The sequence below is a fragment of the Tabrizicola sp. genome (genome assembly GCF_022842145.1).
GTDB lineage: Bacteria > Pseudomonadota > Alphaproteobacteria > Rhodobacterales > Rhodobacteraceae > Tabrizicola.
This window is the reverse complement of record NZ_JALHQD010000010.1, coordinates 10356-24125: the sequence shown is the minus strand read 5'-3', so window position 1 is coordinate 24125 and position 13770 is coordinate 10356. Positions and strand designations below refer to the sequence as shown.

Sequence of the window (13770 nt, the reverse complement as noted above, 5' to 3'; positions counted from 1 at the left end):
GCCGGACTAGCCGCGTCGCAGCCGCTCGGCCAGGATCGGCAGCGAATAGATCACCAGCGCCACCCAGATCAGCGAGAAAGCCAGCAGCTTCACCCCGCTGAACGGCTCGTCAAAGATGAAGACCGCAGTCAGAAAGATCAGCGTTGGTGCTATGTACTGCATGATCGCGATGGTCGACAGCGTCAGCCGCTTGGCTCCGTTGGCGTAGATCATCAAGGGCACCGCCGTGACGATCCCGCAGCCCAGAAGCAGCGTGTTGTCCCAAGCAACCCCTTGCAGGAAATGCCCGGTGCCCTGCGCCTGCAGCCAGCCGATATAGGCCAGCGCCGGGATCAGCAGCAGCAGCACTTCCAGCGTGAAGCCCTGGTTCGGCCCGATCGGCAGCCGCCGCTTGAGATAGGCATAGAACCCCCAGGTCAGCGTCAGCCCCAGCGCCACCACCGGCAGCCGACCGGCCTCCCAGGTCAGGATGCCGACCGCGACCACCGCCAGCGCAATCGCCGCCATTTGCGTCCGCCCCATCCGCTCACCCAGAAGGACCGCGCCGAGGAAGATCGAAAACAGCGGATTGATGTAATACCCAAGGGCCGCATCCAGCGCATGTCCCGACCCGATGGCCCAGACATAGATCCCCCAGTTGACCGAGATCAGCGCCGCCGTCATCGCGCCCATCCCCAGCATCCGGGGCGACTTGAGCGCGGTCTTCAGATCCCCCGTCCGCCCAATCCACAAAAGAACGGCCAGCGCGATGGGCAGTGACCAGACCACCCGATGCGCGATGACCTCCACCGGCGGGATATGTGCCAGCGCCTTCATGTACAGCGGCAGAAAGCCCCAAAGCAGGTAAGCCGTCAGCGCGTACAGAAAGCCGGACAGACTGTTACCAGTCGTGGCACCCTGTGCTGCAGTCGGGCGGGGCGGGGCAGGGGTGTCGCTCATGCCCCACCCCTAGCGAAAGCCCCCGCCGACAACCACCCCGATCTTGTGCCCCGCACAATCCCCGGACCATCGCACCTCGCATTTGCCCTTTGCCCAAATACTCCCGCCGGAGGCTCCCACATCTGCCACCCGCGCTCCGCTTGTGCTTCTGCCCAATCCGGCAATCAAGATGACGCAGACCAGCGGGCAATGGCCCGCGCAGGCGACCCGAAAGGCTTGCGGCGCCAGCCGCTCCGATCAATTGCCGCCGGTCACGCAGGTGGACAGTGGTTCATCGCGGCCAGCGTCCCCTCGGTCACCTCACCCCGCTGCACGGCCCGGACGCAGACCCGGTCTCCCGGGACCACGTCGCCGGATGAGCGGACGCGAAGCACCTCACCCCGGTCCAACTGCACCTCAAGAAGACCTCGTGCGCCAAGCTTGCCTACCCGAAACTCGTAGGACAGGGCCGTCCCGGCCAGATAGCCCAACGGCTCCCGCGCCGGATAGACGTTGGGCATGATCACCAGCGCCCCGAGCCCCGCCGTTGCGACAGCCGCCACGCCGAGTGCCATGACATCGCGCCAGGGTATCATGGGGTCAAGATGGGTCCAGTTTCGCCCCGCCGCAAGCCTCGAAAGAGGGCATCTTGTCGGACCGATAAACGCGCGGATCAAGGTTGACGCAAAGTGAACGCCCACACGCAAGCCATTGAGTCCAAAGCTATCGGCTTTCTGTCCACGCAGGACGCCGCTCCAGATAATCCCTGGTAAAGGCCGCATAGCCCTCGGCCGTGACCCTCAGCTGGTCCTTCATCAGCCCGTGCACCTCGGGCAGCCGGTGGAAGGGCACCATCGGCCAGACGTGATGCTCGACATGGTAGGGCATGTTCCAGGCCAGCCACCTGACCGCCCGAGTGGTGAAGGTCGTCCGGGTGTTCTCGAACATGTTCGCGACCTCCGGGCAGTCGCCGTGTTCCGCCAAGAGATACAGCCGCAGGAACGGTTGCCCCAGCAGCACCGGCACCAGCCAGACCCACAGGACCACATCCGTCCAGACCAGGCTCACCCCGGCCAGCCCGTAAACCACCGCCATCCCCCTCGCCTCGGCCACGACCCTTGCCTTCGCCCCCTCGGCCACGAACCCGTCCGCCACCCGGCCCATGACCAGCGACGCCATCAGCCGCACCTCGGCGATCCAGTACGGCAGACCCGAGACATGCCAGACCCACGCCCCCCGCGTCGCAGGCTTCGGCCCCGCCAACTCCGGGTCCTTGCCGGCCAGGTTGGTCCAGCGATGATGCGCCATGTGAAAGGCGCGGAACCATTCGAAGGGCAGCACCAGCAGCACCCCGCACAGCCGCCCGACCCCGTCGTTCAGCCAGACCGTCCGGAACGGAGTCCGGTGCGTCGCCTCATGCTCCAACATGAACAGCGATATGACCGCCACCCCCTGCACCGGCAGCAGAAGCCACCACCCCGGCACGCCGCCCGCGATCAGCGCCCCCAGACCGACAATCAGCCCCAGATGCCCCGCCAGATGCCGCAACCCCGGCCCATCCGACCGCTCCACCATCCGCTCACGTAACTCCACAGGGACCGCCGCCAGAAACGCCTTCTGATCCATCACAGGCTCCACCCCGGCGGGGCCAGTTCGAACCCCTCGAACCGGAACCCGGGAGACACGGTGCAGGAGACCAGCGTCCAGTCCCCGGTGGACCGCGCCGCCTGCCACCAGCCCGCCGGAACCACCGCCTGCACCGCCTCGCCGCCCAGCACGTCCGGCCCCAGCGTCACGTCGGCAGCCGCATCCACCCCCAGCGACAGCACCAAAGGCGCGCCTGCGTGCCACAGCCAGATCTCATCGGCATCGACCCGATGCCAATGGCTCCGCTCCCCCGCCTGCAAGAGGAACAGGATCGCCGTCCCGCTCGCCCGGCCCTCGACCAATGGCCCGGCCCAGGTCTGCCGGTACCACCCGCCCTCGGGATGCGGCTGCAATTCCAGCTTCCGGATGATCTCGTCCGCGCTCATGCCTGCCTCCACGCGCCCGGGGCCAACCCCTCCAGCGTCCAGTCCCCCACCCGCCAGCGGATCAGCCGCAGGCACGGAAGCCCCACCGCCGCGCACATCCGCCGCACCTGCCGGTTACGCCCCTCGCGGATCGTCAGTTCGATCCACCCGTCCGGCACCGTCTTGCGCACCCGGATCGGCGGCACCCGGGGCCAGAGCCACCCCGGCTCCGCCACCCCCCGCGCCTTCGCTGGCAGGGTAGGGCCATCGTTCAGCTCCACCCCCCGCCGCAACCGCTCCAGCGCGGCCTCGGTCACCACCCCTTCCACTTGCGCGAAATAGGTCTTCTCCAGCTTGAACTTCGGGTCCGCGATCCGCGCCTGCAAGCGCCCGTCGTCGGTCAGGACCAGAAGCCCCTCCGAGTCCCGATCCAGCCGCCCCGCCGCATAAACCCCCTTCACCGGCACGAAATCCGCCAGCACCGCCCGGTCGCCCTCACGGCTGAACTGGCAGAGCACGTCGTAGGGTTTGTTCAGCAGGATCAGCATGGCCTAGGACTATCGCAACCGAGCGAGAACTGGAACGCCGACCGATGGAACCTTTAGCCTTTGGGGCAATACCCGCCCCGCAGGCAACGCAGCAACAGCTTTACATGCGAAGGTTCCGTATCGATGATTCCGGAGCACGAGCTTGCAGAAGCCTGGTATCCGGCTTCCGTATGCAAAAGCCAGACCAAGCCGACTTTGTTGGGTAAGCGCTCCGCTTCACCTGAGGTATCGTACCCACCCCCAATGAAACTTTCGTCTGGGAAGACCAATCTCACTTGCGTCGAGAATGGCTGGTCGAACGCGCGGCGCGCGGGTTTGAAGCCGGTGAAATCTGCTATGAAAACCTGCCGACCTGCTTGAAAGCCATCCGATGTTTCCTTCGTCTTGATCGACTCGATAAGTCGAAGGTTCGAAAACTTTCCGTAGGCCAGAGTGTAAGTTTCAGAACTCTCTTTGACCCGCCAGAAATCCTGTTGGATCGAGCCATAGACGCATTCCAAAGCAGCGGCGGGCGTTGCTGTGAATGCTAGAAAACCGGCTAGCACCCCCGCCACTGCCTGTTTCAATCGATCACCCCTTCAGAACAGACCGCCCGGCATATTCCGCCGTCTCGCCCAGCATTTCCTCGATCCGGATCAGCTGGTTGTACTTCGCCAGCCGGTCCGACCGCGACAGCGAACCCGTCTTGATCTGCCCGCAGTTCGTGGCCACCGAAAGGTCGGCAATCGTGTAATCCTCGGTCTCGCCCGACCGGTGGCTCATCACGTTGGTATAGCGCGCGCGGTGGGCCATATCGACAGCCTGCAGCGTCTCGGTCAGGGTGCCGATCTGGTTGACCTTGACCAGCATGGAATTCGCACAACCCGCCTTGATCCCCTCGGCCAGACGGCGCGGGTTGGTGACGAACAGATCGTCGCCGACCAGCTGGATCTTGGACCCCAGCTTGTCGGTCAAGAGCTTCCAGCCCGCCCAGTCGTCTTCCGAGCAGCCATCCTCGATCGAGATGATCGGATAGTCCGCCGCCAGCCCCGCCAGGAACTCGACATTCTCTTCGATGGACAGGGACTTGCCCTCGCCCTTCATCTCGTACTTGCCGCCCTTGAAGTACTCCGTCGCCGCGCAGTCGAGTGCGAGGTAGATATCCTCGCCCGGCTTGTATCCGGCCTTCTCGATGGATTTCAGAATGAAATCAAGCGCGTCTCGGGCAGAGTTCAAGTTCGGTGCGAAGCCGCCCTCGTCACCGATCCCGGTGTTGTGCCCGGCATTCTGCAGTTCCTTCTTCAGCGTGTGGAACACTTCCGACCCCATCCGCACCGCTTCGCGGATGTCGGAGGCGCCCACCGGCATGATCATGAATTCCTGGATGTCGATCGGGTTGTCGGCATGCTCGCCGCCGTTGATGATGTTCATCATCGGCACCGGCAGGATGCGGGCGCTGGTCCCGCCGACATAGCGGTACAAAGGCTGCGCCGTGAACTCCGCCGCGGCCTTGGCCACCGCCAGCGACACGCCCAGGATCGCATTCGCGCCAAGCCGTGACTTGTTCGGCGTCCCGTCCATCTCGATCATGGTGCGGTCGATGCCGACCTGCTCGGTTGCGTCAAAGCCGACCAGCTCTTCGGCCAACTCGCCATTGACGGCCGCAACCGCCTCCAGCACGCCCTTGCCCTTGTAGCGGGCCTTGTCGCCATCGCGACGCTCGTTCGCCTCATGCGCGCCCGTGGACGCGCCCGAGGGCACTGCCGCGCGGCCCATGCTGCCGTCTTCCAGCGTGACGTCCACCTCGACCGTCGGGTTGCCCCGGCTGTCCAGAATCTCGCGGGCGTGAATGTCGATGATCGTGCTCATGGGGATCCCTCAAGGCCGAATGGGTGCTCTCGACCGCCCCTTTACCCCGGCTCACACCCCTTGGGAAGCGCGTTTGCGCGCCCGCTCCCGGGCAAAGGCGTAAAGCCCCGATCCGACGATGATCGCCGCACCCACCAGCGTCAAAGGATCGGGCCGCTCCGCCAGGAAGACCACGCCGATCCCCATCGAGAACACCAGCCGCGAATAGCGGAACGGCGCCACGACCGACACCTCGCCCGTCCGCGCCGCGGCCGTCACGGCCCAATAGCCCGCCGTGCCGAAGACGACCGCGCCCAGCAGGACCAGCGCCTCGGTCCCGGTCACGCCCCGGACATCCCCGGTCGCGGCGATCATCCCCAGCCCCAGGACGGTCACCGACATCAGCCCCCAGGCCGAAACCTGCGCCGTCGTGACCCTTGCCGGAATCGCCCGCGAGGCGAGATCGCGGACAACGATCCCCGCGACCGAGATCAGCACCAAAAGCGCCTCGACCCTGAACCCCTCGGCCCCGGGCTGGATCACCAGCAGGACGCCCGCGAACCCGACCAGGATCGCCGTCCAGCGCCGCCAGCCGACCGTTTCGCCATAGACCATCGCAGCCCCCATCGTCATGAACAACGGCAAGGCCTGCAGGACCGACGCCACCGTTCCCAAAGGCACGACGGCAAGCGCCGCGACATAGGCCGCGGCGGCAACCATTTCGCCAAGATTTCTCGCGATGACAGCGGGTTGCAGCGCGTCCTTCACCAGGATTCCCTGCCCCTGCCGCCAGGCCATGCCAACAAAGACCGGCAGGCCAAGCGCGCCCGAGATCAGGATGATCTGCCCGATCGGCAGGTCGGCGGCGGCCAGTTTCAGGAACAGGTCCTCGACCGCGAACAGCGCCATCGCGGCCAGCATCAGAAGGATGCCGGTCAGGTTCTCGCTTCTCGGCTCACGGCTTCCCATGCGCCGTCTTAGGCCGACGCTTTGGGAATGGAAAGGCGTAGGGTGGGCAGTCTGCCCACCGCCCTTACCGATACAGCCGCGGCGCCCCCGCCTTGTCGTGGATCGCGTTCACCTGATCCGGCGACAGGTCCAGCTCTCCGGCAAGCTTGTGCAGATACTCCGCCTCGGCCTTCTGATCGAGGTTGATCGCCATCAGCGACACCACATAGACCTGTGGCTCAAGCCCCGCCGGAACCGCCCGCGCCAGGCCCTTCACGTCCACGGGGCGCTGCAACTCCGCCTGCACGGCCTTCACCTCGCGCGCGTCCGCCTCGCCCATTGCCTGCATCAGCCGGGCCTTTTCGTCCTCGTCCAGCTCGCCATCGCACTTCACCGCCTGGATCACCGCCCGCAGCATCAGCGCCGAGGACAGCTCTTCCTCGCGCTGCGGTTCCGGCAGTTCGACCGGAGCACCGGGCCGCCGGTCGCCCAGCACCTGGTCCAGAAGATCGCCAACCCCACCGCCCGCCGCCTTGCCGGCTGGTCTGCGGGCTCCGCCCAGAACCAGACCCGTATCCTCCGGCTCGGGCGCAGACGAGCGTCCGGTCAACTGCCCCAGAATATCCTCCAGCCCGCCCTTCGGCGCCGAAGCCCGCGGGTTCGACCGCTTTTGCCCCGACATCTGGGTCAGCAGGTCACCAAGACCCCCGCCATTGCCCGACGCCGTGTCCTGCCGCGTCGTTCCCGGCCTGGACCGGCTGCCACTGCCCATCACATCCTTCAGCAGATCCTCCAGCCCGCCGCCCTGACCCGAGGCTTTGGGGTCGAACGGGGTCCCGCGACCGGCCTTGCGCTCGGGGGCAGGAGCCGGTTCCGGCGTCGAGCCGCCGCCCTTGGCCAGCGTGCTCACGCCTTTCGCGATCACTACACCGATCGCGACCTTCAGCAATGTCTTGCCCAGGCTCATGTCGTTCTCCCTCACCGCTTGATCAAACCTGCGACATGCTTGCTTGCCCCGTGTCACCGGTCAATGCAAAAGGGCATGCCGGAGCAGGGGGAATTATGCGCAAAGATCGTCTTGATGCCTTCGGCCTGACCGCGCTTCTCGGGGTGCAGGCGCTGCTTGCCGTCAACCAGCTCATCATCAAGGTGGTGAACGCCGGGCTGCAGCCGGTCTTCTTTGCCGGTCTCCGCTCGCTCCTTGCAATCGGCTTCGTCTGGGCCTGGCTGGTCTGGCGCGGGCGACCGCCCAAGCTGCACCGCGCAAGCCTGGGTGCCGGGCTCCTGATCGGCACGCTCTTCGCGGCCGAGTTCCTGTTCCTCTTCCTTGCCCTCGACCTCACCTCGGTCGGCCGCTCGGCGCTCATCATGTATTCGATGCCCGTCTGGTATGCGTTCCTTGCGCATTTCGGGCTGGGGGAACGGATCACGCCCACGAAAGCCGCCGGTCTTGCCTTTGCCTTTCTCGGTTGCACCTCGGCGATCCTGTCGCGCCCCGATACGGGCGAGGCAAGCCTTGCGGGCGATCTCTGCGCCCTGGCCGCCGCCTGGGGCTGGGCGCTGACCGCCTACGTTGCGCGCCGCCCGGTGATGCGCGCCGAAGGGCCGGAGATGCAGCTCTTCTGGATGGTCCTCGTCTCGGCACCGCTTCTCCTGCTCGCGGCTCCGTTCTTCGGCCCGCTGATCCGCGACCTGCAGCCACTCCATATAGTGGGCCTTGTCTTCCAATCCTCGGTCGTGGTGGCGGGCGGGTTCATCGGCTGGCTCTGGCTTCTCTCGGTCTACCCAGGCTCGACCGTGGCGGCCTTTTCCTTCCTGACTCCGGTCCTTGCGGTGGGGCTTGGCGCGCTCGTCTTCGGCGAAACTGTCACATGGTCGATTCTCCTTGCGGTCATTCTGGTGGCCATCGGGATCGTCCTGATCAACCGGCCTGCCCGCGCCACCCCCTAGGCGCGGACCGGACGGAATCGCCTGTGCCGGCACCCGGCCTCCCCGGACGGTTTTCAACCCCGGCCGCCAAGCAGGCCTTGCAGCAGGGAAATCCGGCACTCTTCACAAACTGCGCGAAGTTTGTCCCCAGACCTCTCCACAACCTGGCGCCGCGGATCATGCCAAGGCCGTGATGTGGCCGAAAAAACGTCAAGCTGAAAATCTGCTTTGACGCGAAATTTTCTCGTTGATTGAGCCTGCGGATTACGACACTTTGACAAAGCGGCGGGGACAACCACTAAATCTAGTGCCGCAGCGGACAGGCAAGTCGACCCACACAAAGGGCATCCAAATCGGATGCGACCCTCTTGACGGCGCTCACCGTCAGGATCGGTCAATCTTTGCCGAACGCTGCGACACGGGCATGCGGCTTGTTCCGGCAATTTGACAGAACCAATGGCCGTTTGGGCCAAAAAAAAGGAGATCAGGGGCATGAAGATAGAGCGGAAGTTCACGACCGAAGCCACCGGCGCCTATGGCGCGATGGACTTCACCACCACCGTTTCCGAAATCCGCAACCCGGACGGCAAGGTCGTCTTCCGCAACGACGCCGTCGAGGTCCCCGAGGGCTGGAGCCAGGTCGCAAGCGACGTGCTCGCCCAGAAGTATTTCCGCAAGGCGGGCGTTCCGGCCGTGCTGAAGCGCGTCAAGGAAAAGGGCGTGCCCGAGTTCCTGTGGCGGTCCGTCCCGGATGAGGACGCGCTGGCGAAACTCCCGGAAGATCAACGCATTGTCGGCGAAACCTCAGCCAAGCAGGTCTTCGACCGCCTCGCCGGTGCTTGGGCCTATTGGGGCTGGAAGGGTGGCTATTTCACCACCGAAGCCGACGCCTCCGCCTACTACGACGAGATGCGCTTCATGCTGGCCCGCCAGATGGCCGCGCCGAACTCTCCCCAGTGGTTCAACACCGGCCTCCATTGGGCCTACGGCATCGACGGCCCGTCGCAGGGTCATTTCTACGTCGACCACAAGACCGGCGTGTTGACCAAGTCGGCTTCCGCCTACGAACACCCGCAGCCCCACGCCTGCTTCATCCAGTCCGTCAAGGATGACCTCGTCGGTGACGGCGGCATCATGGACCTCTGGGTCCGCGAAGCGCGTCTCTTCAAATACGGCTCCGGCACCGGCACCAACTTCTCCTCCCTCCGCGGCGAAGGGGAAAAGCTGTCCGGCGGCGGCAAGTCCTCGGGCCTGATGGGCTTCCTCAAGATCGGCGACCGTGCTGCTGGCGCCATCAAGTCCGGCGGCACCACCCGCCGCGCCGCCAAGATGGTCATCATCGACATGGACCACCCGGATGTTGAGGACTTCATCAACTGGAAGGTGATCGAGGAACAAAAGGTCGCCTCGCTGGTGGCCGGCTCCAAGGTCCACTCCGCCCGCCTGAACGAGATCTTCGCCGCGATCAAGAGCTTCGACGGCTCGATGGACGGCGCCACCGATCCGACCCTGAACCCGGCCCTGAAAGCCGCGATCAAGGCCGCCAAGAAGGCGATGATCCCCGACACCTACACCAACCGCATCCTGCAATACGCGCGTCAGGGCTTCACGAGCATCGAATTCCCCACCTACGACACCGACTGGGATTCCGAGGCCTACATCTCCGTCTCCGGCCAGAATTCCAACAACTCGGTCCGCGTCACCGACGCCTTCCTGAAGGCCGTCAAGAACGACCAGCCGTGGGAGCTGATCCGCCGCACCGACGGCAAGGTCGCCAAGACCGTCTCGGCGCGTGAGCTCTGGGACCAGATCGGCCACGCCGCCTGGGCCTGCGCCGACCCCGGCATCCAGTTCCACGACACCGTCAACGCCTGGCACACCTGCCCCGAAGACGGCGCGATCCGCGGCTCGAACCCCTGCTCCGAATACATGTTCCTCGACGACACCGCCTGTAACCTCGCGTCGATGAACCTCCTCACCTTCCAGCACAACGGCAAGTTCGACGCCGAGGCCTACGTCCACGCCTCGCGGCTCTGGACCATCACCCTGGAAATCAGCGTGATGATGGCGCAGTTCCCCTCGAAGGAAATCGCCCAGCTCAGCTACGACTTCCGCACCCTCGGCCTCGGCTACGCCAACATCGGCGGGCTTTTGATGAACATGGGCCTTGGCTACGACAGCGACGAAGGCCGCGCCCTGTGTGGAGCCCTGACCGCGATCATGACCGGTGTGTCCTATGCGACCAGCGCGGAGATGGCCAAGGAACTCGGCCCCTTCTCCGGCTACGCCCGCAACCGCGACCACATGCTCCGTGTCATCCGCAACCACCGCGCGGCCGCCCACGGCACGGCTTACGAGGGCCTGAACGTCCCCGCCGTCGCCCTTGACCACGCGAACTGCCCCGACCAAGCCCTTGTGCAGCTTGCCAAATCCGCCTGGGACGAGGCCCTCCGCCTTGGTGAACAGCACGGCTACCGCAATGCCCAGACCACCGTCATCGCCCCCACCGGCACCATCGGCCTCGTGATGGACTGCGACACCACGGGCATCGAGCCTGACTTCGCCCTCGTCAAGTTCAAGAAACTGGCCGGCGGCGGCTACTTCAAGATCATCAACCAGTCGGTCCCCGCGGCCCTCGAAACCCTCGGCTACTCCACCTCCCAGGCCGCCGAGATCGTCGCCTACGCCGTCGGCCACGGCTCCCTCGGCCAGGCCCCCGCGATCAACCACACTTCGCTGATCGGCCACGGCTTCGGCCCCCGCGAGATCGAGAAGATCGAAACCGCCCTCCCTTCCGCCTTCGACATCCGCTTCGTCTTCAACCAGTGGACCCTGGGCGAGGACTTCTGCAAAGGCGCCCTCGGCATCCCCGCCGAACGCCTTGCCGACCCGACCTTCGACCTCCTGCGCCACCTCGGCTTCACCAAGGCCCAGATCGACGCCGCCAACGACCATGTCTGCGGCACCATGACCCTCGAAGGCGCGCCGCACCTCAAGACCGAACACTACAAGGTCTTCGACTGCGCCAACCCCTGCGGCAAGACCGGCAAGCGGTTCCTGTCCGTGAATAGCCACATCACCATGATGGCCGCCGCCCAAAGCTTCATCTCCGGCGCGATCTCCAAGACGATCAACATGCCGAACAACGCCACCATCGCCGAAACGCTCGCAGCCTACGAACTTTCCCACTCCCTCGGCATCAAAGCCAACGCGCTTTACCGCGACGGCTCGAAACTCTCCCAACCACTCGCTTCCGCGCTGATCGACGACGACGAGGACGCCGAGGAAACCCTGACTAACGGCTCCCTGATGGAGAAAGCCACGGTCATCGCCGAGAAGATCATCGAAAAGGTGATCATCAAGGAAATCGTCCGCAGCAATCGCGAGAAACTCCCCGAGCGTCGCAAGGGTTATACCCAGAAAGCCATCGTCGGCGGCCACAAGGTCTATCTGCGCACCGGCGAATACCAGGACGGCTCCCTGGGCGAGATATTCATCGACATGCACAAGGAAGGTGCCGGCTTCCGCGCGATGATGAACAACTTCGCCATCGCCGTCTCGGTCGGCCTGCAATACGGCGTCCCGCTGGAGGAATTCGTCGAGGCCTTCACCTTCACCCGCTTTGAACCGGCAGGCATGGTCCAGGGCAACGACAGCGTCAAGAACGCCACCTCGATCCTCGACTACATCTTCCGCGAGCTTGCGATCTCCTACCTCGACCGCACCGACCTCGCCCATGTCGCCCCGAAAGGCGCCTCGTTCGACGACCTCGGTCGGGGTGACGAGGAAGGCAAACGCAACATCGCCGAGCCTTCGGACACCGCCGCCTCCAAGTCGCTGGAGGTCCTGAAGCAGGTCGCCTCGACCGGCTACATGAGGAAACGCCTGCCGCACGAATTCACCGTGCTGCAAGGCGGGCAGGGGGTCACCGCCTTCGGCGGCCTCGCCACCGGCACCGACATGGCCGCCCCGATGACCGCGGTCCTGTCGGAAACGCGTGTCTCCGGCTTCTCGGAATCAACCAGCACCTTCGCCCTCGGCACCACCGACGCCCGGACCAAGGCCAAGCTCTCCGGTTACACCGGCGACAGCTGCTCGGAGTGCGGCAACTACACGATGGTCCGCAACGGGTCCTGCCTGAAGTGTAATTCATGTGGCGCAACCACTGGTTGTAGCTGAGGGGGTGGCCATGACCATCAAGTCACTCAGAGAGTTGTTTCTCCGGCTGCCTGCTGACGGTCAAGTGCGGCATGAGCTTCGCAGCTTCAACCTCGGAATGATGGGAGCCTCGCGGCTCCCGTCTGTCTTAGAACTGGCACGTCGTCTTGGCTTCGACGTGGTGCTGACCAAGATGCGGAAAGGGCAACGGGGACGGTTGGTCCAAGATGCATTTGCTTCAAGCGGCTACCGCATTGAAGTTAACGAGGACGACGACACGGCAACTCGACGTTGGACGGTCTTGCACGAGTTGATCCACGCGCTCATTCATCCGAGGCATGACCCCTTCGCGGCGGAGCAATACCGAGCGGGGCCTTCGCACTTCTATTTGGAAGACGAACTTGAGGAAGAGCGGGACGCAAACGCCTTCGTCGAGGCCCTAGTCTTTGGCGACGGTGCATTGGCGGCAGGGGTCTCGCTGCATGGACGCGATACCAAGAAGCTAGCGCACTACTTCGGCGTCAGCCTCAAGACTATGGACATCGCGCTCCAGAAATTGGATCGGGGTTGGAACGCATAAGGCTTTCTCTTCCCCAAATATCCCACGGGGGTCCGGGGGTGTGAAACCCCCGGTCCGCCCGTCCCACGAGGCGCACCGCCCCAAGCAAAGCCAAGAGACCCACCCCCATCGTAGGGTGCGCTACAGCGCACCGTCCGAAGGTTCGCTGTAGCGCACCCTACGCTGCCGCCAGCCACCCCACACCAACGCCAAACGCAAAGCGCCTCCCTCCCCCCTCCGTGGGGGAGGGATGGGGTGGGGGGGCCGCACGCCCAACATCCCCCTTCCCCCCACCGTCCCGAATGCTTACCTCTGTCCCAACCGGAGGCCGCACATGCAGCACTATTCCTACCTCGACCTGGCCCCAATCCCCGAAGGCCAGACCGCCGCCCAGGCGCTGAAATCCACAGTCGACCTTGCCCAAGCCGCTGAACGCGCAGGCTTCCACCGCTATTGGCTGGCCGAGCATCACAACATGCCCGGCATCGCCTCCGCTGCAACGCCCGTCGTCATCGGCCATGTCGCGGGCCAGACCAAAACCATGCGCATCGGCGCGGGCGGGGTCATGCTGCCGAACCACTCGCCCCTCGTCGTGGCCGAACAGTTCGGCACCCTCGCGACCCTCTACCCGAACCGGATCGACCTCGGCCTCGGTCGGGCCCCCGGCACCGACATGCAAACTGCCCGCGCCCTTCGCCGCCACATGGCGCAGGAAGACACCTTCCCCCAGGACGTGCAGGAACTCATCGCCTACCTCGGCGACACCCCCAGCGCGGTCCAGGCGATCCCTGGCACCGGCACCAATGTCCCCATCTGGATCCTCGGCTCCAGCACCTTCGGCGCGCAGCTGGCCGCTTACCTCGGCCTCCCC

The 13770-nt window shown here is 65.0% G+C and carries 13 protein-coding genes; 4 read left to right on the top strand and 9 right to left on the bottom strand.

All coding sequences use genetic code 11. The features are described 5' to 3' along the window. Positions 1-6 precede the first annotated feature (6 nt). From rarD to Q0C42_RS18985, 9 genes are all read right to left on the bottom strand, one after another. Positions 7-939, bottom strand: coding sequence for an EamA family transporter RarD (rarD, locus tag Q0C42_RS19025; RefSeq protein ID WP_295079746.1), 933 nt, complete (start codon positions 937-939; stop codon positions 7-9). 251 nt (positions 940-1190) lie between these two features. Further along, complete coding sequence (locus Q0C42_RS19020; RefSeq protein ID WP_295079743.1) at positions 1191-1514, bottom strand: hypothetical protein; 324 nt, start codon at positions 1512-1514, stop codon at positions 1191-1193. Positions 1515-1641: 127 nt separating this feature from the next. Then, positions 1642-2544 carry a fatty acid desaturase gene (locus tag Q0C42_RS19015; RefSeq protein ID WP_295079740.1) on the bottom strand — a complete coding sequence of 301 codons (903 nt, stop codon included), beginning with the start codon at positions 2542-2544 and terminating at the stop codon, positions 1642-1644. Then, a complete protein-coding gene (locus tag Q0C42_RS19010) occupies positions 2544-2951 on the bottom strand; it encodes a cupin domain-containing protein (RefSeq protein ID WP_295079737.1) in 408 nt (135 codons plus the stop codon). The genes Q0C42_RS19015 and Q0C42_RS19010 overlap by 1 nt, the downstream gene beginning before the upstream one ends. Then, positions 2948-3478, bottom strand: coding sequence for a pseudouridine synthase (locus Q0C42_RS19005; RefSeq protein ID WP_295079734.1), 531 nt, complete (start codon positions 3476-3478; stop codon positions 2948-2950). Before Q0C42_RS19005 ends, Q0C42_RS19010 begins: the two co-directional genes overlap by 4 nt. Positions 3479-3531: 53 nt before the next feature. Next, positions 3532-4044, bottom strand: a complete 513-nt coding sequence (locus tag Q0C42_RS19000; RefSeq protein WP_295079731.1) for a hypothetical protein — start codon at positions 4042-4044, stop codon at positions 3532-3534. A 4-nt stretch (positions 4045-4048) separates the two neighbouring features. After that, on the bottom strand, positions 4049-5326 hold the full coding sequence (gene eno, locus Q0C42_RS18995; RefSeq protein ID WP_295079729.1) for a phosphopyruvate hydratase: 1278 nt from the start codon (positions 5324-5326) through the stop codon (positions 4049-4051). A gap of 51 nt (positions 5327-5377) precedes the next feature. Further along, positions 5378-6274 carry a DMT family transporter gene (locus Q0C42_RS18990; RefSeq protein WP_295079726.1) on the bottom strand — a complete coding sequence of 299 codons (897 nt, stop codon included), beginning with the start codon at positions 6272-6274 and terminating at the stop codon, positions 5378-5380. 64 nt (positions 6275-6338) lie between these two features. Beyond that, on the bottom strand, positions 6339-7220 hold the full coding sequence (locus tag Q0C42_RS18985) for a DUF533 domain-containing protein (protein WP_295079723.1): 882 nt from the start codon (positions 7218-7220) through the stop codon (positions 6339-6341). A 95-nt stretch (positions 7221-7315) separates the two neighbouring features. On the opposite strand from Q0C42_RS18985, the gene Q0C42_RS18980 reads away from it, so the two are divergent. From Q0C42_RS18980 to Q0C42_RS18965, 4 genes are all read left to right on the top strand, one after another. Continuing rightward, positions 7316-8203 carry a DMT family transporter gene (locus Q0C42_RS18980; protein WP_367115752.1) on the top strand — a complete coding sequence of 296 codons (888 nt, stop codon included), beginning with the start codon at positions 7316-7318 and terminating at the stop codon, positions 8201-8203. A 471-nt stretch (positions 8204-8674) separates the two neighbouring features. Further along, entirely contained in the window at positions 8675-12361 is a 3687-nt protein-coding gene (locus Q0C42_RS18975) for a vitamin B12-dependent ribonucleotide reductase (protein ID WP_295079720.1), read from the top strand. 10 nt (positions 12362-12371) lie between these two features. Then, positions 12372-12920, top strand: a complete 549-nt coding sequence (locus tag Q0C42_RS18970; RefSeq protein ID WP_295079717.1) for an ImmA/IrrE family metallo-endopeptidase — start codon at positions 12372-12374, stop codon at positions 12918-12920. Between the two features lie 313 nt (positions 12921-13233). Further along, positions 13234-13770: MsnO8 family LLM class oxidoreductase (locus tag Q0C42_RS18965; protein ID WP_295079714.1), on the top strand; the 537-nt coding region annotated here is incomplete at its 3' end.

Coding starts and splice junctions, on each gene's coding strand:
- rarD (WP_295079746.1), bottom strand. CDS start 939: ATGAGCGACACCCCTGCCCCGCCCCGCCCGACTGCAGCACAGGGTGCC.
- Q0C42_RS19020 (WP_295079743.1), bottom strand. CDS start 1,514: ATGATACCCTGGCGCGATGTCATGGCACTCGGCGTGGCGGCTGTCGCA.
- Q0C42_RS19015 (WP_295079740.1), bottom strand. CDS start 2,544: ATGGATCAGAAGGCGTTTCTGGCGGCGGTCCCTGTGGAGTTACGTGAG.
- Q0C42_RS19010 (WP_295079737.1), bottom strand. CDS start 2,951: ATGAGCGCGGACGAGATCATCCGGAAGCTGGAATTGCAGCCGCATCCC.
- Q0C42_RS19005 (WP_295079734.1), bottom strand. CDS start 3,478: ATGCTGATCCTGCTGAACAAACCCTACGACGTGCTCTGCCAGTTCAGC.
- eno (WP_295079729.1), bottom strand. CDS start 5,326: ATGAGCACGATCATCGACATTCACGCCCGCGAGATTCTGGACAGCCGG.
- Q0C42_RS18990 (WP_295079726.1), bottom strand. CDS start 6,274: ATGGGAAGCCGTGAGCCGAGAAGCGAGAACCTGACCGGCATCCTTCTG.
- Q0C42_RS18985 (WP_295079723.1), bottom strand. CDS start 7,220: ATGAGCCTGGGCAAGACATTGCTGAAGGTCGCGATCGGTGTAGTGATC.
- Q0C42_RS18980 (WP_367115752.1), top strand. CDS start 7,316: ATGCGCAAAGATCGTCTTGATGCCTTCGGCCTGACCGCGCTTCTCGGG.
- Q0C42_RS18975 (WP_295079720.1), top strand. CDS start 8,675: ATGAAGATAGAGCGGAAGTTCACGACCGAAGCCACCGGCGCCTATGGC.
- Q0C42_RS18970 (WP_295079717.1), top strand. CDS start 12,372: ATGACCATCAAGTCACTCAGAGAGTTGTTTCTCCGGCTGCCTGCTGAC.